General features: G+C 64.5%; 17 protein-coding genes. 9 read left to right on the top strand and 8 right to left on the bottom strand.

Features of this window, described 5'->3' with window-relative positions:
- Positions 1-324: 324 nt before the first annotated feature.
- Positions 325-1,698, top strand: coding sequence for a (Fe-S)-binding protein (locus OWC48_RS13225; RefSeq protein WP_282520383.1), 1,374 nt, complete (start codon positions 325-327; stop codon positions 1,696-1,698).
- Between the two features lie 203 nt (positions 1,699-1,901).
- On the opposite strand, the gene OWC48_RS13220 is transcribed toward OWC48_RS13225, so the two are convergent.
- Entirely contained in the window at positions 1,902-2,318 is a 417-nt protein-coding gene (locus tag OWC48_RS13220) for an SRPBCC family protein (RefSeq protein ID WP_282520382.1), read from the bottom strand.
- Between the two features lie 308 nt (positions 2,319-2,626).
- Between OWC48_RS13220 and OWC48_RS13215 the strand changes: the two genes are divergently transcribed.
- Positions 2,627-2,836, top strand: a complete 210-nt coding sequence (locus OWC48_RS13215) for a hypothetical protein (protein WP_282520381.1) — start codon at positions 2,627-2,629, stop codon at positions 2,834-2,836.
- An 84-nt stretch (positions 2,837-2,920) separates the two neighbouring features.
- Entirely contained in the window at positions 2,921-3,211 is a 291-nt protein-coding gene (locus OWC48_RS13210) for a hypothetical protein (RefSeq protein ID WP_282520380.1), read from the top strand.
- A gap of 59 nt (positions 3,212-3,270) precedes the next feature.
- On the opposite strand, the gene OWC48_RS13205 is transcribed toward OWC48_RS13210, so the two are convergent.
- From OWC48_RS13205 to OWC48_RS13195, 3 genes are read right to left on the bottom strand one after another with little or no spacing between them, the layout of a single operon-like run.
- Complete coding sequence (locus OWC48_RS13205) at positions 3,271-4,287, bottom strand: methyltransferase (protein ID WP_282520379.1); 1,017 nt, start codon at positions 4,285-4,287, stop codon at positions 3,271-3,273.
- A 24-nt stretch (positions 4,288-4,311) separates the two neighbouring features.
- Positions 4,312-5,286: a tripartite tricarboxylate transporter substrate binding protein gene (locus OWC48_RS13200; RefSeq protein WP_282520378.1), complete on the bottom strand. Its 975-nt coding sequence runs from the start codon at positions 5,284-5,286 to the stop codon at positions 4,312-4,314.
- A gap of 46 nt (positions 5,287-5,332) precedes the next feature.
- Positions 5,333-6,250, bottom strand: coding sequence for a DUF1127 domain-containing protein (locus OWC48_RS13195; protein WP_306664289.1), 918 nt, complete (start codon positions 6,248-6,250; stop codon positions 5,333-5,335).
- Positions 6,251-6,667: 417 nt separating this feature from the next.
- Between OWC48_RS13195 and OWC48_RS46895 the strand changes: the two genes are divergently transcribed.
- Positions 6,668-7,783, top strand: coding sequence for a winged helix-turn-helix domain-containing protein (locus OWC48_RS46895; RefSeq protein ID WP_306664288.1), 1,116 nt, complete (start codon positions 6,668-6,670; stop codon positions 7,781-7,783).
- A 159-nt stretch (positions 7,784-7,942) separates the two neighbouring features.
- Positions 7,943-9,163, top strand: a complete 1,221-nt coding sequence (locus tag OWC48_RS13185) for an MFS transporter (RefSeq protein ID WP_282520377.1) — start codon at positions 7,943-7,945, stop codon at positions 9,161-9,163.
- 135 nt (positions 9,164-9,298) lie between these two features.
- Here OWC48_RS13185 and OWC48_RS13180 read toward each other — a convergent pair whose 3' ends face one another.
- Positions 9,299-9,718, bottom strand: a complete 420-nt coding sequence (locus OWC48_RS13180; RefSeq protein ID WP_282520376.1) for a RidA family protein — start codon at positions 9,716-9,718, stop codon at positions 9,299-9,301.
- 104 nt (positions 9,719-9,822) lie between these two features.
- Positions 9,823-10,512, bottom strand: a complete 690-nt coding sequence (locus tag OWC48_RS13175; protein ID WP_282520375.1) for an aspartate/glutamate racemase family protein — start codon at positions 10,510-10,512, stop codon at positions 9,823-9,825.
- A gap of 251 nt (positions 10,513-10,763) precedes the next feature.
- On the opposite strand from OWC48_RS13175, the gene OWC48_RS13170 reads away from it, so the two are divergent.
- The gene (locus tag OWC48_RS13170) at positions 10,764-11,915 is read left to right on the top strand and encodes an acyl-CoA dehydrogenase family protein (RefSeq protein WP_282520374.1); all 1,152 of its coding nucleotides are present in this window, start codon (positions 10,764-10,766) and stop codon (positions 11,913-11,915) included.
- Positions 11,916-12,113: 198 nt separating this feature from the next.
- Here the strand turns inward: OWC48_RS13170 and OWC48_RS13165 are convergent, their stop codons facing one another.
- Positions 12,114-14,273 carry an EAL domain-containing protein gene (locus OWC48_RS13165; protein WP_282520373.1) on the bottom strand — a complete coding sequence of 720 codons (2,160 nt, stop codon included), beginning with the start codon at positions 14,271-14,273 and terminating at the stop codon, positions 12,114-12,116.
- A 161-nt stretch (positions 14,274-14,434) separates the two neighbouring features.
- Positions 14,435-14,584: a hypothetical protein gene (locus tag OWC48_RS13160; RefSeq protein ID WP_282520372.1), complete on the bottom strand. Its 150-nt coding sequence runs from the start codon at positions 14,582-14,584 to the stop codon at positions 14,435-14,437.
- Positions 14,585-14,740: 156 nt separating this feature from the next.
- On the opposite strand from OWC48_RS13160, the gene mepA reads away from it, so the two are divergent.
- The 3 genes from mepA (at position 14,741) to modA (ending at position 17,434) form a co-directional block, all read left to right on the top strand.
- Positions 14,741-15,685, top strand: coding sequence for a penicillin-insensitive murein endopeptidase (gene mepA / locus OWC48_RS13155; RefSeq protein WP_282520371.1), 945 nt, complete (start codon positions 14,741-14,743; stop codon positions 15,683-15,685).
- A gap of 212 nt (positions 15,686-15,897) precedes the next feature.
- A complete protein-coding gene (locus OWC48_RS13150; RefSeq protein WP_282520370.1) occupies positions 15,898-16,401 on the top strand; it encodes a hypothetical protein in 504 nt (167 codons plus the stop codon).
- 247 nt (positions 16,402-16,648) lie between these two features.
- A complete protein-coding gene (gene modA / locus OWC48_RS13145) occupies positions 16,649-17,434 on the top strand; it encodes a molybdate ABC transporter substrate-binding protein (RefSeq protein ID WP_282520369.1) in 786 nt (261 codons plus the stop codon).
- Position 17,435 lies beyond the last annotated feature (1 nt).

The following is a 17,435-nucleotide window of genomic DNA, read 5'->3' as shown; positions in this document are numbered from 1 at the left end:
CGCAGGGCGGGTAGAAATAATCTTCCCCATCTCCCGAGATGGCCTTCCGGGACCGGCAGCAGAGCGGCCTTGCTCTGGCGGTCGCCGTGCCGGCCAACGAACGTCGCCTGTCGGCCCGAATACGAAGTCCAGGTCGGTCACGGGTGGTCCGTTAGTAAGGGCACACCGACAGCGGGCTCACCCAGCGCGTAGCAGACGCGTTGCCTCGAAGGCGACAAATCCCGATTGCGGCCTGCTCGTGTACAGCCCGCCAATTGTGGGCTAGGTTCCGGCGCTGTCGTGTGCCGCACATAGCTGATCCTCCAGCAGGCCTGGGAGTTGGTCATGCAGCCGATGAACGAGGTCCCCTTCGAGACGTCCCTGGCTGAATATGCCGGAAACATGCTCGACGCCTGTACGCGATGCGGGAAATGCGTCGAGGCTTGTCCGAGTGTCGAGCCGGCCGGCATCTCGAGGACGACAAAGTCCGAAGACATCATCGGCGGCATTCTCGAACTGGTCCGTACCGGCAACGGCCCGGAAGCGTCGCGCAAATGGGCGCAGTCCTGCATGCGGAGCGGGGCATGCATCAAGGCGTGCGCCTATGGCGTCAATCCGCGCTTCCTGCTGAGCATGGCGCGGCTTGGCATCGCAAAGTCGGACAATGAGCTTGCCGAACGGCGCCGGCGGGGTGTCGAGAAGTACCGCGACGGCAGTCGTGGTGTGAACGTGCTTTCGCGCCTGCAACTCGACGCGGACGTGCTCGAACGACTGGGTCAGAGTTCGGCGTCGGTCGCCACGCCCGTTGAGACGCCGGATTTCGTGTTTTACACCGGCTGCAATGTGCTCAAGACGCCGCACATCGCCTTGCTTGCCCTCGATATCATGGACGCGCTCGGCGTCAGTTACCAGGTGATGGGCGGACCGAGCCATTGTTGCGGCATTCTCCAGCTCAAGTCTGGCGACGCAGAGATGGCCGGTCGCATGGGATCGAGTACGATGGAAAAGCTGTCGCACTCGAACTCGGGGCATGTGATCTCCTGGTGCCCGTCGTGCTACGTCCAGTACACGGAGACCATCCTGCCAACGGTGGAGCGACAGCAGGGGTCGCGCCCGTTCGAGATGAGCCCATTCATGCGCTTTCTCGACGACCGGCTGGCGCAGCTCAAGCCGCACCTTCAGCGCAGGGTCGAAATGCGGGTCGCGCTGCACAAGCATCCCGGCGTGGCCGGCGTCGTGGAAGCCGCCGCTGAAATCTTGACGGCGGTACCCGGTATCGAACTGATCGATCTGAACCAGCCGGCGGTGGGTTTGCAGAGCGTGGATGTCGGCGTGCTTCCAAACTTCAAGCGCGAATTGCAACTCATGGAGCTTGAGGCGGCGCGCGATGCAGGTGTCGATGCACTGGTCGCGGTCTATCATTCCGACCATCGCGAACTGTGCGCGCACGAGCGCGACTGGCCATTCCGTATCGTAAATATCCTTGAAGTGGTCGGCGAAAGCATGGGCCTGCATCGGCACGATCGCTACAAAGAGCTCAAGATCCTGCAGGACGCCGACCAGATCGTCGCCGACTGTAGCGACCTGATCGCAAAGCACTCGCTTGATCCCGGCAATGCGCGTGACATGGTGGTGAGGGTGTTGCTTGGCGACCAGCCGCTTCCCCTAAAGCGTGGCGCGCCCCCAGAGACGCGCGCGGGGGGTGTGGCGCCGTCGTAGCAGCTTGACGTCGCCTGTTGGCCCGTTGCGTCGGTGAGCGCAACGCAGCGGCATGTCCGGATCCCGGTGTAAACCGGAGGTCGCCGGCTGAGGGGTCTCACCCGAAGCCGGCTATTCCTTGACTGTTCAGTTTCCGTCAGATGCTCCGCGCGGAAAGCCGACGACGCCCGCCGGGGACATCCATCTCCTGCCCCCGCACGGCTTCACGACGTCTTCTGCTTCGCCTGCACGTGTTGTGCGAACTTGTCGAGGATGGCCTGCCAGCCGCCCTGCTGCTGCTCGACCGAGTGCGTCGTTTCAGCATCGAAGACGACGCGGACGACGACGCCCTTCGCCCCGGGCACGAACTCGACTTCGGCCTTGCGATCGCCGAATGCATATTCGATCAGCTTGTGTTCGACGATCGTCGTGTAAGTCCCGGCGAAGTCAAAGCCCATGCTGCCGTCCTTGGCCTCCATGCGCGACGAGAAGAGCCCGCCTTCGCGCAGGTCAACCGTCGCCTTGGTCGTATGCCAGTCGTCGGACGGGGCGTTCCACTCCACGATGTCAGCAGGTGTCGTATAGGCACGCCAGACCTGATCGATGGGGGCTGCGACGGTGGTTTCGACGGTAATCCTCATGAACATGAGCTCCTGGTTCGATTTTCGAGGTGACGGCATCACTGACGTGTGCGGGGTCGATCCAAGGACGATCGAGACTGGTCCATGCCGACACGGTCGAGCCGTCAAAGCGTTGAAAACACAAAAAAGTCAAAACGTCTGTTGGCCACCCACCAGCGGCCGCGAACAAATCGGGGATGAGGGTCACATTTGTCGGCTGGATCTAGAGCCCGCTGTTTCGATTGAACCCGACCCGGGCTCGACGACACTATCTCCCTGCGTCCTGAACCGCCCCGCCCATCCGTGGGCGATAAGGGGGAGTGTCTGTCATGCGAAAGCGAAACTGGCGATTGATTGCCGCGGGCTCGGTGCTGCTGGTGCTCGCCGTCCTGTTCTTCCTCTCGATGCGGGACATGACGCCGTGGTCCAATGATCCTGCCGCCCTGATGCGCACGGTCGGAGAGATCTCGGGCGCTGTCGGCGGCATCAGCCTCGTCATGATCGTCTTCGGTCTGATCGGCAGGAAAGCGCCGGTCTGACCAACGTCGTCCCGGAAGGCCCGACCACGGCGGTATCACGCCTGCGCGATGACAGGGAATAGCAGGTCCTCGATGCAAATCTGAATGTCTGAACCGCACATGCAGGGCGGGATGCATTTGGAGACACCTATGATCACCTCAAGGATGCTGATTGTGGTTACGATCGTATCGACGATGGGCGCAGCTTCGGCGCAACCCTTCCACCCGTCGCTGCCTGGAAAGGAAACGACCACCAGGCCGTGGACGGCCCCGGTCGGTCACCGCCAGCCCCACGCCTCCGACGTGCCTTCGGCAGGTTTGGGATCGCTGGAATTCCTCGACCAAGAGGATGCCAACGTCGATCGCAAGATCTCCGGCGTCTGCCGGGGCTGCTGATCGAAGCAGCGCCAAGGCCTGATGGGATCAGATTCGACTGCCGTCCCAACGGACGGCAGTCAGTGTCCGACCTTTCGGAATTCGACCAGGCTGAACGAGCCGATACCGCTGGTCCAGACAAAGGCGAAGCCGGCCAGGACGCCAAGCCTGCGGTACTCGGCTTCCGTCCGCTCGCGGCCGCCAGCTCCCCTCAGCATATTGAGGTCGCTCATGACGCAGGACCGGTCCTGAGTCTCGGTCGTCGCGGGTTCCGGCATGATCCGTTCGATCACGATCAACGTTCCGCTGGCCGGCAGCGCGTCCCGGCAGTTGCGCAGAATGAGCTCGCAACGATCGTCTTTCCAATTGTGCAGGATGCTCTTCATCAGGATCGTGTCGGCGCCGCCCGGGATCTTCTCGAAGAAACTGCCGGCGACGAACCGGCAGCGATCGGCGATGCCAAGCCGATCAAAATGCGCATACGCTCCTGCCTCGCAGCGCGCGAGGTCGAAGGCGATGCCCTCGAGATGCGGGTTGTGCTGGAGCACGCCGCCGATCAATTCGCCGGTACCGCCACCGAGATCCATGACAACGCGCGCGGTCGCGAAGTCGTGGGCCGCGACGATCCTTGGAACGATGCTCCGCGTCAGGCTGACCATCGCGGCGTTGAAGCGGCGGGTGAATTCCGGCGCATTGCTCGTCGCCGCATAGCGATCGTCGCCATCGCCGCGCAGCTCGCCCGCGCTCTTGCCCGAGCGAACCGACTCGACCAGTCCGATCCAGGATTGCGCGAGCATCTCGCCCTCGAAGAGAACCCAATCCTTGAAGGAGGGGTCGGCGGTCTCGTCGAGCTGCCGGCCGAGCTCGGTCATGGCAAAGCGGTCGCGGTCGGGCTGCCTGCACAGGCCAAGTGTCGTCAGGCCAACCAGCAATCTGCGCAGCGCGCTTTCATCGGCGGACACCAGCCGGGCGAGCTCGGCCACCGATTTCGCCTCATCGCCGATGGTCTCGGCGAGATTGAGCTTCGCCGCCGCATAGATCACCGCGGTGATGCGATGCGACTGCACGAGATCATGCACGGATGCCGGCCCGCTCATGTGTTGCCTCCTGTCAATGCTACTTCAATCGGTCGGGACGAACCCCGTTGCCTGCACGATCGCCTTCCACCGGTCGGATTCGGATGCGATCAGCCGGGCGAAGTCTTCCATGGCGATCGCGTCGGGCTCGACGGCCAGCTTTGCCATGCCGGCCTTGACCTCGTCAGTGCGCAAGGCCGCCTGGATCGCGGTGTTGAGCTTATCGACGATCGGCGCCGGCGTCTTCGCCGGAACGTAGAACGCAAACCATGTGAGGTCCTCGAGCGACGGATATCCGGCCTCCCGCACCGTCGGCACCGCCGGAACAAACGGGCTGCGGCGCGGTCCGGTGGTCGCCAGCGCGCGAAGATCGCCGGACTGGACGAGTCCGAGCGAGCTGCCGATCGGCATGACGGTCGCGGCAATCACGCCCTTGACCAGATCCTGAATCGCACCACCGCCCTGATAGGACACGTGAAGAAAATCGAAGCCAGCGGTGCGGCCCAGCATCGCACCGAGAAAATGCAGCGTGGTTCCGGCGCCCGGCGAGCCAAAGGTGGCTTGCTTCGGATTGGCGCGGCACCAGGCCACGAAGTCCGCCAGCGTCTTGACGTCGGCCGGTACCCTGGGACCGACCGTCAGCAAGGTCGGGGTCGAGGCGACAGTCGATACAGGTGTGAAATCCCGCGGATGGTATCTCAGCGTCTTGTAGACGTGCGGAAAGAACATCATGAAGCCGAGCGGCGCGAACAGCATGACCGACCCGTCGGCGTCGGCGCTCTTCACCGCCTCCACCGCGATGCGCCCGCCCGCGCCCGGCCGGGTCTCGACCACGATGGTTTCGGCATAGCCGCTCATCTGGCCGGCCACGAGCCGCGCCAACCCATCCTGCAGCCCGGGCGTGAAGCCGGTCAGGATATGCGCGGTTCTCGCGATCGGCTGCGCGAGAGCCCGCGGTGAAATATGCGTAGCGGCGAACGCGGCAGCGGCCGCCGAAAACACATCACGACGCGTGATCATCACCCGTCTCCCTGATCGAGCCCAGACCAAATGAGATCGCGGCATGCTACCTGGCCATCGCTGCGGTCTCCGGAGCCATGGATGTCTTGGGCCGCACGAACACGAAACGGGATATCGCAGATATCTGCGCGTCCTCACGGCCATCCTGGCCGATCAGGATGAGGCCTGCTCCGCCGTTCGCTACCGTCAGGACGACCGCTTCACCCGCCCACGTCCCGATGGGCTCCATCCCGATGGTGAGAAATTCACCGATCGGCTGGTCCAAATACTGGAGCCTCAGCTGGGGCGCGATTTCGGCGGGCGCCAGCGCAAGACCGAGCTGTTGCGCACGCAGATAGATCGACCGCAGCGAAGCCTCGCCTTGAAAGCCGAGCTCGGCAACCGACACGGCAACAAGCTCAACCTCCGCCCTCTTGCGACTTAGGGTAAAGGCCGGTCGAGCGAGTATCTCATCGGCCGCGTTTCCGAGGCCGCATCCCATTGCACTCATCGCGCTGCGAAGAGCGAAAGTATCCGTGAATGTTCCTATCCGGATCGTCTTCCACACCAGGATATCTGCAGCGGAGCTGACCGGAATCTCCGATCTGGGAGCCGGCGGATCGACCTTGACCGCCAGCTGTCTCCGCAAAACATCCTGCGCCGTGCATTGAGCCTCGGTGCGATTGACCGAAATCAAGCTGAAGAGGTTGACGAGCAACCAGATCGCAAGCGCACTAGCAATGCGCCAGGGTGCCGGACGATCGGGCTTTGCGCGGCCCTGCTGCAAGGCAATGTAATCAATCTCGGCGCGCGTCGCGCCGATATCCATCAGCTCCCGATCGCTGAGGGCACAGAGAGCGGTTTGTACCTTCAGCCGTCTTCGGCGCTTCTGCCATGCGCTCCAGACCCGCAGGAAAAGGCTGGTGGCTTGCTGCAGGGATGTGGCAGTCCGTCGCATCTGCGTAGAGCCGTAGATGATGCTCATCGGCGATTTCCCTTCCCTCTCCTGGTGGCAGGCTGTCAGGACTTCGCCGCGCACGCTTGACGTGCGGCTTACATTTTCCTTACCGACGGCTTATTTTTTTGGCCCAACCCGTGCAGAGGCAGCGTCATCCGGCGGATGTGTGTCTGCAGGAGTGGCAAGTTGCGCCATCTCATTGATGACTACATGCTCGACACAGATCGGGGAGCCATGGCTGATGCGCATTTTCTGGCGGGCCGCTATGACGCGGTAGCATCATGCGCTGCGAGAGCGGGCCTTCCGGAAAAGCACGGCTCTGCCACCCCCTGACGGGGTGGATCGATGTTCGCGGCTTACATTTTCGCGACCGAAGGCTTATTGTCTACGGATAATTGCCCCCGCGCCCTCGGAGGATAGAGGGCAGGCTTGGAGAATGGTGCCATGCGCTATTTCTTCGAGGACTGTGCGTTGGACACCGAGCGGCGCGAATTGCGGCGCGGGCTCGATGTGGTGCCCACGACACCCCAGGTTCTCGATCTGCTCGAACATCTGATCCGCAGCAGGGATCGCGTCGTCAGCAAGGACGATCTCGTCAACGCGATTTGGAATGGCCGGATCGTATCCGATGCGGCGCTGACGACCCGGCTGAACGCCGTCCGGCGCGCGATCGGTGACTCCGGTCAGCAACAACGTCTTATCAAGACATTTCCACGAAAGGGCTTTCGTTTCGTGGGCGCCGTGCACGATGAGGATCGGCAACCAGGAACCGCGGCAGCAGTTGCGGTCCCGGTTGCCGCTTCAAACGCTGTTGGCGAACGGCGATCCGCCGGCCGGCTGGAGGACCTCAGAGGCCGTTTCAGGCTCGTCGGCAGCGTGCTGGCGTCGGTCGCCGCCATCGGCGCAATTGCCGGTGGCGTTGCCGGATACTGGAATGCCTGGAAGACGGTCCGTACCGACGCACAACGGGAAGCTCAAAATATCCAGGCACAGCCGACAGTCAGGCCCGAGATCGCGCCTCGCCTCTCTCTCGTGGTGTTGCCTTTCGCCAGCCTCAACGACGGTCCGGCGCAGGACTCCTTTGCCGACTCCGTCTCGACAAGCTTGACGACTGACCTCGCGCGAACGCCCGCCACTCTCGTTGTTGGACGCGACACCGCCTTGACCTACAAGAAGAAGGTGATCGATTTGCAGCAGCTCGGGACGGATCTCCGCGTCCGCTGGGCCGTGCGGGGCGCGGTGAGACGCAACGGAGACCAGGTGCGGGTCAACGTATCTCTGACCGACCTTCAGACCGCCCGCGACATCTGGTCGGATCGGTTCGACGGCGACCTCGCAAACCTGGCCGTCCTGCAAGATACCATCGCGGCGCGGCTTCTCTGCGTCGCACACTTGCACCTCCGTCAATATGAGGAAGCCCTCCAACAGTGCAGCCGCTCCCTCAATATGACCGGCACGGATGTTGACGCCTATATGAGCCTGATCTCGGCTTACGGGTGGCCGGGGCAAATGGACCTGGCACGCGGGGGCAGCGAAACTGCGGCACAAAACACCTCCTAAGTCGACGTTGCGGCGGCCCATGGCGCGCGCCAATGCTCAAGGCGCCGCAAGGTAACGAGCTCTGTACCCGCGCATTGCGCGTAACCTTGCCCTCCGCCGACAGATGGGCCACCATCCCCGCGCGCACCATCAACAAGAGCAAAAGCGCAGAGGAAACGCATGAGCAAGCCGTCAGGGTTCGACTATGGCTGGGTCGTGGTCGCCGCGGGAGCGCTGATGACCTGCGTCGGCTTCGGCACGATGCTGTCGCTTGCGGTCTTCCTGCAGCCGATCTCCGAAGCGATGGGCTGGTCGCGCGCCGGCGTGTCGGCGGCGGCGACGCTGGATTTCCTCTGCATGGGCGTTGCCGCGTTCTTCTGGGGCACGCTGTCGGATCGATTTGGCACCCGCATCGTGGTGCTTGCCGGAAGCCTGCTGCTGGGCCTCGGTCTCGTCACCGCGAGCCAGGCGACCAGCCTGTGGCAATTCCAGCTGTTCTTCGGCGTGCTGATCGGCGTCGCCGCCGGCAGCTTCTACGCGCCGATGATGGCACTCGCGAGCGCCTGGATCGAAAAGAACCGCAGCCTCGCGGTGGCACTGGTCTCCGCCGGCATGGGCGTGTCGCCGGTGACGATCGCGCCGACCGCAAGCTGGCTGATCACGGCCTATGACTGGCGCACCGCGATGCTGGTGATCGGCATCGCCGCATGGGCGCTGCTGATCCCGGCCTGCTTCCTGGTGCGGCCGGCGCCGCAAGCGACTGGCCCGGCAAGCACCGACGCGGCACCGGCGATCGAGCTGACCGCGGCGCAGGCGCTGCGCACGCCGCAATTCATCGCGCTCGCAGCCGCGCATTTCGCCTGCTGCGCGGCGCATTCCGGTCCGATCTTCCACATGGTGTCCTATGCGATGGTGTGCGGCATCGCCCCGCTCACCGCGGTGACGGTCTACAGCGTCGCCGGCGTCTCAGGGCTCGGCGGACGGCTGCTGCTGGGCGCGGCTGCCGATCGCATCGGCGCCAAGCCCGTGCTGGTCGGCGGCCTGTTCGTGCAGGCGATGTGCATCGCGACCTATCTCGCGGTGGCGCAACTCGGCGAATTCTACGCGCTCTCGGTCGTGTTCGGCCTCGCCTATGGCGGGGTGATGCCGCTCTATGCGGTGCTGGTCCGCGAGTACTTCGGCGCGCGCATCATGGGCACCGTGTTCGGCGCGGTGTCGGCCTTTGCCAGCCTCGGCATGGCGCTCGGTCCATGGGCCGGCGGGCTCGTGTTCGACAATTTCCAGCAATACACATGGCTGCACGCCGGCTCCTTCGCGATCGGGCTCGCCGCCGTCGCGGTGGCGCTGAGTTTTCCGACAAGACGCAGGCAGCCGTTCGACCTTGGCCGCGCTGCGGCCTGACGAGGTCACGCAGGAACACACTGCAACGCTCAGGCCGCGACGCTCGAGCTGCTTCCGATGCAGGACGTCTGATGCCGCCGGTCCAAAATTCGTAGGATGGGCAGAGCGAAGCGAAGCCTATCCTGCGAACTGCCATCAGCCGCTTCGCGCAAGGAAAACCGCAGAAGGCTCCACCTCGATGAGGAACTCGTCCCTGGCGAGGCTTGGCACTCCAATCCAGGTGGTACACGGCGGGTTATCGCCGAACGCCGCTTTGAGAGCATCGCCGATGGCCTTGCCCTCGTGCATGTGGCTTTGCCTGATGTAGAGCCGCAATGCACCGACCTGATCGAGTTTCGCACCAACCGACGCCAGCGCAACGCCAAGATTTTCGAGGCTCTTGCCGAGTTGAAGACCGACGTCGCCGGCGCCAACGACGTTCTGATCTGCGTCCCAAGCAACCTGGCCGGACACATACACGATGTCACCGAACGGTGTGGGGACGGTAGCAACCTGCGCGAAACCGTAGCGCAAGCTATCGAAGATTCCGCTAGGAACATGCATCGTTCGGCTCATGAGAGCTCCCTTGGCCAGCCCGTCAGTCAGCGGACGCTGACACCAATAGAGCAGAAAGCCGGCAGGGAGAAAATCGACCTGTCGAGCGTCCGCCGGGACCACCCTCACCCGATCGCGAAATCGGCCGCCGTCTCCGCATGGATCGCCGTCGTGTCGAACGTCTCGACCGACGTGTCGTGCGCGCCGACCAGCATCGTGATCTCGGTGCAGCCGAGGATGATGCATTCGGCGCCCGCGGCGACGAGTGCGGCCATCACCTCCTGATAGCGGCGGCGCGAGGAAGCGGTGACGTTGCCGAGGCATAGCTCGTCGTAGATGATGCGGTTCACGTCAGCCCGCGCATCCGCCGGCGGAACGAGGACATCGAGGCCGTGGGCGCGCAGCCGGTCGATGTAGAAATCTTCCTCCATCGTGAATTTCGTGCCGAGAAGCCCGACTCGCCGGTATCCCCTTGACCGGATGCGTTCCGCCGTTGCGTCGCCGATGTGAATGAAGGGAATGGTCAGCTTCGCAACGATGTCGGGCGCAAGCTTGTGCATCGTGTTCGTGCACAGCACGATCGCGCGCGCACCGCCGCTTTCGAGCCGCCGCGCGACTTCGGCAAGGCTGGCCGCGGCCTCGTCCCAGCGGCCGGCATATTGCATCTCCTTGATCGCCTGGAAGTCGTAGGAATACATCAGCAACGGGGCCGAATGCAGCTTGCCGACGCGATCGCGGACGCGCTCGTTGATGAGCTTGTAGTAGAGCGCGGTGCTCTCCCAGCTCATGCCTCCGATCAGGCCAATCGTCTGCATTCCGGCATCTCCACAAATTGCGCGCGCAAATCGTAGACGAAGACGCCGACGCCCGCCATCGCGATCGAAGCGCAATCCGGGTTCGTCGCCACGGACATAAAGGCCCCGGATTTCGCGTCGCTCCATCCGGGCTACGAGGAATTGCAGGACCGGGATGCGGATCGCGCCCGCATGCGATCTTGATCCTCTCCGCCAAATGGCCCACCATCGCCTCTCTGACCGCTCACGACAGAAGGGGCGAGGAAACGCGCATGGACGCAACTCCCGGAGTTGACCTCGTCGAACGTGCCCGCGCCATCGCGCCGCTCATCGCGCGCGAGGCGGATGAGATCGAGCGCACCCGTCGACTGACGCCGGCTGTCGTCTCAGCACTGATTGAAAATGGGTTCTATCGCGCGCTGCTGCCGCAAAGCCTCGGCGGTGCGGAAGCCCCCATCGAAACCTTCATGCAGATGCTGGAGGAGATCGCGAAGGCAGATGCCTCGACGGCCTGGTGTCTCGGCCAATGCAGTGTCTGCGCCATGATCGCAGCCTCGCTCGACCACCACACCGCGCATGAGATCTTCAACACCGCGCCCGGCATTCTCGCCTGGGGCGCGATCGCGCATGAGGCGCGGGCAGTCGAGGGCGGCTATCGCGTCACGGCGCGCTGGGATTTCGCCTCGGGCTCGCGGCAGGCGAGCTGGCTGGGGGCGCATGTTCGCATCGTCGGAGCCGACGGGACGCCGCGGAAAAATGCCGACGGTTCGCCGGAGGTTCGCACTATCCTGTTTCCCGTTGCGAGCGCGGTGCTGCATGACGTCTGGCAGGCCATCGGCCTCGCCGGCACCGGCACGGATTCCTATGAGGTGAGCGACCTCTTCATCCCCGAGCGTTTCACAGCGTTTCGTGACGTGCCGTCCGCGCTACGCGAGACGGGCCCGCTCTACAGGATCGGCACCGGCTCGACCTTCAGTCTTGGCTTCGCCGCGGTCTCGTTGGGCGTCGCGCGCGCGACGCTGGATGCCGCCATCGCCTTGTCGCGGTCAAAGCACCAGTCGCTGGCAGCGAGCGCCATGCGCGACAACCAGGCGGTCCAGGGCCTGATCGGCCGCACCGAGGGGGACTTACGCGCTGCGCGCGCCTATCTCTATGCGACGGCGCATGCGATGTGGCACGACCTCTGCGCGACCGGCCAATTCAGCGCCGCACATCGCAGCGCCGTTCGCCTCGCCGCGACCTGGACCATCCATCAATCGGCCAAGGTGGTCGACACCGCCTATCACATGGCCGGCGCGACCGCCGTATTCCGCAACAATCCGTTCGAGCGGCGGTTTCGCGACATGCACGCCATCGCGCAGCAGATCCAGGCGCGGGATACGCATTATGAGGATGTGGGGAAGGCGATTTTGGCGGGCAACTGACACGGAGCGCCGATGCGCTCCCTCGCCCCGCCCTTCGCGGGGCCGCGACGAGCTTCGCTCGCGCTGAGAGGGTTAGGGTGAGGGCCTCTCTCCACAGATGAGATCATCGAGGGACCTGTACCCCCTCACCCGGAATCCGCGCTACGTGCGCATTCCGACCTCTCCCCGCAAGCGGGGCGAGGTAAGGGGCAGCCCGCCTTACGCCACCATCGCGGTCTCGCCGTCGATCCCGCGCTGGGCAGCGAGCAGGCTGATGATCTCGGCGTTGGGCCGGGCCTTGCTGAACAGAAAGCCCTGGCCCTCGTCGCAGCCCTCAGCGCGGAGGCAGCTCAATTCGGCTTCGGTCTCGACGCCCTCGGCGGTGATGGTGACGCCAAGGCCTTTGCCGAGGCTAACGATGGAGCGGATGATCGCCTGGGCCTCGCGGTTGGCGGCGAGATCGCGCACGAAGGACTGGTCGATCTTGATCTTGTCGAAGGGGAAGCTGCGCAGATAGCTGAGGCTGGAATAGCCGGTGCCGAAATCGTCCATCGAGATACGGACGCCGAGCGTGCGCAGCGCATGCAGCGTCGCCAGCACCTGCGCGCTTTTCTCCAGCAGCAGCGTCTCGGTGATTTCGAGCTCGAGCCGCCGCGGCGGCAGGCCGGAATGCTTCAGCGCGTCCGTGACCACCGAGAGCAGGTTGCCGCTGCGGAACTGAAGCGGCGACAGGTTCACGGCGACGCGGACATCGTCGGGCCAGGTCGCGGCGTCCAGGCACGCCCGGCGCAGCATCAGGCCGCCGAGCGGATTGATCAGGCCGGTTTCCTCGGCGACCGGAATGAACTCGGCCGGCGAGACCATGCCGCGCTCGGCATGCGGCCAGCGCACCAGCGCCTCGAAGCCGGTGATGCGGCCGCTCTGGAGGTCGACCAGCGGCTGGTAGTACGGCCGCAGCACGTCGTTCTGGATCGCGTCGCGCAGCTCGACCTCGATCTTGCGCCGGCTCTGTGCCTTGGCATCGAGCGCGGCCTCGAAGAACGCAAAAGTGCCACGCGCATCAGACTTGGCGCGCGACAGCGCCATGTCGGCGTTCTTGAGCAGCTTTTCGGAATCATCGCCGTCGCCGGGCGCCATCGCGATGCCGATGGAGGCGCCGATCACCACCGAATGGCCGTCGAGCAGATAGGGATCGGAGATGGCTTCCAGCAAGCGTTTTGCCAGCATCACCGCGTCCTCGGGCCGTGTCAGGCCGCTCTGGACGATGGCGAACTCGTCGGAGTTGAGCCGCGCCAGCGCGTCTTCCTCGCGCAAGGTCGAGCGCAGCCGCTTGGCGACGCCGCGCAGCAGCTTGTCGCCGACCGCGTGTCCCAGCGTGTCGTTGACCGCCTTGAAATTGTCCAGCCCCAGCATCAGCAGCGCGACCTTGTCGGAACTGCGCCGCATATGCAGCAGCATCTCGTCGACCTGCTGGCGCAGCAGATTGCGGTTCGGCAGGCCGGTCAGCCCGTCATGCTGGGCCATGAAGGCGAGCCGCGCCTCGGCGCGCTTGCGCTCGGTGATGTCCATCAGCGCGAGCAGCATCGCGGGCCGATCGGCATAGGTCAATTCGCGCGAATAGATCGCAAGGTCGATCAGCGCGCCGTCGGCCTTGACGTGCTTCCAGGTGCGCGCGGCCTGCTCCTCGCTGGACCGATCGGTGGTCCAGGGCGGCTCGCTGTCGAAAGCCTGCAACGAGCGGATCTTCAGCTTCTCGAACTCGGCGCGGCTATAGCCGTAATGGGAAATCGCGGCATCGTTGACGCCGAGGATGCGCTCGTCGTCGAGCGCACAGACGATCATGGGGACCGGATTGCCGTCGAACAGCAGGCGGAACGAGGCCTCGCGCTGCTTCAATTCGGTGATGTCGACGCGCAGGCCGACCACGCCGCCATCGTCGGTCAGCCGCTCGTCGATCAGGATGACGCGGCCGTCCGCGAGCATCTGCTCGTGGCGCGCGCCGGGCTGATAGAGCTTTTGCAGCCGCTCGGCGATCCACTCGTCCTCGTGGCCGGCCGCCTCGGGATAGTCGCCACGCGCGACGCCGATGCGCAGCGTGTCCTCGAGGCGCGCGCCTTCCGCGAACAGATCGGCGGTCTTGCTGTAGATCTCGGCGTATTTCCTGTTCCAGAGCACGTAACGGCCTTCGGCATCGAGAAACACGATGCCCTGCGGCAGGAGGTCGATGGCCTGGCGCAGGCGCTCATGGGATTTGCGGGCCTCGGCAATCGCGGCTTCCGCCTCGGCGCGGCTGCGCAGGAGTTCGTCGCGTTCGGAAACGGGTCGAGGCGCGCGCGCGAAGCGCGGCTTGCGCGGCTGTCGGCCAGCCCGGGCGAGCACGCCTGCCTTTCGCTTTGTTGTTTTTCGAGACCCCAAACTCAACTTGATCCGTCCCAGTCGCGCCAGTGGCCGCAAGTTTTGGGACAAGTGTCTGAAAAAAAAGTAATCTTGGGCGGCTTGTCGGTCGGTCGCACGGTCTGGTGGCCACAGGAAAACAGCCCTTATTGCCAATTTGCGAGGCGCGGCAGCGCCGCCGGGCGCGCCAAGCGCATCACGTCGTCGTCATCGAAGAACGCGATGGCGCAAAATTGCGCGCTGCCTTGAATCATTTCCGAGATCGCGCGCGAATGCATGCAGAAGGCAGCGAACACGCTTCCCACGCACGATTTTTGGTCAATGCACGAGAGGGTTATCGCGTCGTTAAAAATCGGCCGGCCGCGCGTAGGGAACTGCGACTTTCGCACAATATTTCGGCCGAAGGACTGTTTCTTAACCCTGACGCCGCGTTGGGCTATAAGAATGACAGCATGAGTCCCCGCCGCCTCGCCCCCCTCCTGCTTGTCATGACGTTCCTGACCGCCGGCGCCGCGCTGGCCCAGGACAAGGGCAGCGTCAACCCAAAACCGCTGCCGCCGCTCGCCAACCCAAACGATCCCAGCATCGGCGCCAAGGAGCTGTTCGCGCGAAAGCTGCTGCCGTCGAAGGGAACGGCTCATGTCATCGGCTCCTACACCAAGGGCTGTATCGGCGGCGCCCTGCAGATGCCGCTCAACGGCGACAATTGGCAGGTGATGCGGCTGTCGCGTAACCGCAATTACGGTCACCCCGACATGATCGCGCTGATCAAGCGGCTCGCGGCCAGGGCGCACAAGGACGCGGGATGGCCGGGCATTCTGGTCGGCGACATCGCCCAGCCGCGCGGCGGGCCCGCACTGTCAGGCCATGCCAGCCATCAAATTGGCCTGGATGCCGACATCTGGCTGACGCCGATGCCGGACCGCCGTTTGTCGCGCGAGGAGCGCGAGGACATGTCGGCGGTGATGATGGTGCGCCAGGACCGACTCGACATCGACCCCAAGGTGTTCACGCCTGCTCATGTGCTGGTGCTGCGCGACGCAGCGCAGGAGCCGGCAGTGCAGCGCATCTTCGTCAATCCCGCGATCAAGAAGGCGCTGTGCCGCGAGGCCAAGGGCGACCGCTCGTGGCTGTCGAAGATCCGGCCGTGGTGGGGACACGACTATCACTTCCACATCCGCATGCGCTGCCCGGCGGGCTCGGGCGAATGCGAAGGCCAGTCGTCGCAATCCGAGGACGAAGGCTGCAAGCCGTCCGACCTCGCCTATTGGTTCAGCGACGCCGTGCTGCATCCGAAGCCTCCGCCGGAGCCGCCGAAGCCAAAGCCGCCGATGACGCTGGCGCAGATGCCGGCGGCCTGCAAGGCGGTGCTGCATGCGGCGGATGCGAAGCCGTAGGGCGCGTTGGCGCAACCGTTGTCGTCCCGGGCTCGCGCTGCGCGCGCCCCGGGATGACGAACTAGTTGGTTGGTTCGCGCCGCCCAAATGCGCTAGGATTGGCCTGCCGCTCCGCCGTAAGCTGAGCGGCCCTGTCGGGATGCGCATCCCGCCGTTCGACAAGCCTGACCGCAAGCCCCGCATCTTTCGCGTGGCCAACGATGAGATTTGACATGCGCGTCCTCACCTTCCTCGCTGCGCTCACGCTCGGCGCGACCTCCGCTCTCGCTGCCGAGGAGCCCAGTGGCTGCGACAAGTTCAAATGGCCGATCGAGCGCGAGCGCGCCGCGCTCACCGCGCCGGTCCGCGCGAAGCTCGCCTCGGGGAGCGAGCAGACGGCGTTGCCCGCATCGGCCATCACGCTGGGGCTGGTGGCGCCCGCGGAGGCAAAACTGCCGACGCCGCCGGAGCGGGCGCCGAAGGACGGCACCTTTGCGGGCTTCACCAGCATCAAGGCGCCGAAGGCCGGGCTCTACACGATCAGCCTGTCCTCCGGAGCCTGGGTCGACGTGGTCCAGGACGGCCACTTCCTCAAGCCGGTGGCCTTCAGCGGCGCGACCGATTGCGACGGCATCCGCAAGACCATGAAATACGAGCTGTCGGCGCAACCCTTCGTGGTCCAGATCAGCGGCGCCAAGGACAATTCGCTCTCGATCGCGATCCTGCCGGCTCAATAGGCCGGATGCTATTGTTTGCACATGATCTTTTCGGAAAACCGCTGCACACTTTTCCGGATCATGCGTTAGACAAACGGTCGCCTTTGCCCTAAAGCCTCGGCCTGCTATCTTCGCAGCTGCGATATCCCCGCCGGCCGTAAGCCGTTGCGGGGCCACGTGGAACAGCGCTTCCGCCCGTCGCACGGCCTGACCCACCCAACGCAGTTGCGCGTGCGATTTTGCGCGCGAGCTCGCACGGAGCGCATCCATGATTCGTATTGCCGGACTTTTCACCGCTTTCGTCATCCTCGCGGGCGCGAGCCTCTCGCCTGCCGCCGCCGAGGACAAGACCATCACCGTGTTCGCCGCGGCGTCGATGAAGAACGCGCTGGACGAGATCGACGCCGCCTATACCGCCAAGACCGGCGTCAAGTTCAGCGTCAGCTATGCCGCAAGCTCGGTGCTCGCCAAGCAGATCGAGCAGGGCGCACCGGCCGACGTGTTCGTCTCCGCCGACACCGACTGGATGGACTACGCCATCTCCAAGAAGACCATCAACGAGCCGACCCGCGTCAATTTGCTCGGCAACAGCATCGTGCTGATCGCGCCGAAGGACTCCAAGATCGACAACGTCACGATCGCGCAGGGTTTTGACCTCGCCAAGCTCGCCGGCGACGGCAAGATCGCGACCGGCGACGTCAAGTCGGTGCCGGTCGGCAAATACGCCAAGGCCGCGCTCGAGAAGCTCGGTGCCTGGCAGGCCGCCGAGCCGAAATTCGCCATGGCCGAGAGCGTGCGCGCCGCGCTGACGCTGGTGGCCCGCGGCGAAGCCAATCTCGGCATCGTCTATTCCACCGACGCCAAGGTCGAGCCGGGCGTGAAGATCGTCGGCACCTTTCCGGCGGATTCGCATCCCGCGATCATCTATCCGGTTGCAGCAACGACCACCGCGAAGCCTGAGACCAACGACTATCTCGCCTTCCTGCGCTCCACCGCAGCCAAGACCATTCTTGAAAAGTACGGCTTCAAGTTCCTGGTTAGCCCCACGACTTAGT

This window comes from Bradyrhizobium sp. Arg816, assembly GCF_029989365.1.
Taxonomy (GTDB): domain Bacteria; phylum Pseudomonadota; class Alphaproteobacteria; order Rhizobiales; family Xanthobacteraceae; genus Bradyrhizobium.
The sequence above is the reverse complement of the archived record's forward strand: the minus strand, read 5'-3'. Positions and strand labels throughout refer to the sequence as shown.

Excerpts from the sequence above, each read along its gene's own strand:
- OWC48_RS13225 (WP_282520383.1), top strand. The coding sequence starts at position 325 with ATGCAGCCGATGAACGAGGTCCCCTTCGAGACGTCCCTGGCTGAATAT.
- OWC48_RS13220 (WP_282520382.1), bottom strand. The coding sequence starts at position 2,318 with ATGAGGATTACCGTCGAAACCACCGTCGCAGCCCCCATCGATCAGGTC.
- OWC48_RS13215 (WP_282520381.1), top strand. The coding sequence starts at position 2,627 with ATGCGAAAGCGAAACTGGCGATTGATTGCCGCGGGCTCGGTGCTGCTG.
- OWC48_RS13210 (WP_282520380.1), top strand. The coding sequence starts at position 2,921 with ATGTCTGAACCGCACATGCAGGGCGGGATGCATTTGGAGACACCTATG.
- OWC48_RS13205 (WP_282520379.1), bottom strand. The coding sequence starts at position 4,287 with ATGAGCGGGCCGGCATCCGTGCATGATCTCGTGCAGTCGCATCGCATC.
- OWC48_RS13200 (WP_282520378.1), bottom strand. The coding sequence starts at position 5,286 with ATGATCACGCGTCGTGATGTGTTTTCGGCGGCCGCTGCCGCGTTCGCC.
- OWC48_RS13195 (WP_306664289.1), bottom strand. The coding sequence starts at position 6,250 with ATGAGCATCATCTACGGCTCTACGCAGATGCGACGGACTGCCACATCC.
- OWC48_RS46895 (WP_306664288.1), top strand. The coding sequence starts at position 6,668 with ATGCGCTATTTCTTCGAGGACTGTGCGTTGGACACCGAGCGGCGCGAA.
- OWC48_RS13185 (WP_282520377.1), top strand. The coding sequence starts at position 7,943 with ATGAGCAAGCCGTCAGGGTTCGACTATGGCTGGGTCGTGGTCGCCGCG.
- OWC48_RS13180 (WP_282520376.1), bottom strand. The coding sequence starts at position 9,718 with ATGAGCCGAACGATGCATGTTCCTAGCGGAATCTTCGATAGCTTGCGC.
- OWC48_RS13175 (WP_282520375.1), bottom strand. The coding sequence starts at position 10,512 with ATGCAGACGATTGGCCTGATCGGAGGCATGAGCTGGGAGAGCACCGCG.
- OWC48_RS13170 (WP_282520374.1), top strand. The coding sequence starts at position 10,764 with ATGGACGCAACTCCCGGAGTTGACCTCGTCGAACGTGCCCGCGCCATC.
- mepA (WP_282520371.1), top strand. The coding sequence starts at position 14,741 with ATGAGTCCCCGCCGCCTCGCCCCCCTCCTGCTTGTCATGACGTTCCTG.
- OWC48_RS13150 (WP_282520370.1), top strand. The coding sequence starts at position 15,898 with ATGCGCGTCCTCACCTTCCTCGCTGCGCTCACGCTCGGCGCGACCTCC.
- modA (WP_282520369.1), top strand. The coding sequence starts at position 16,649 with ATGATTCGTATTGCCGGACTTTTCACCGCTTTCGTCATCCTCGCGGGC.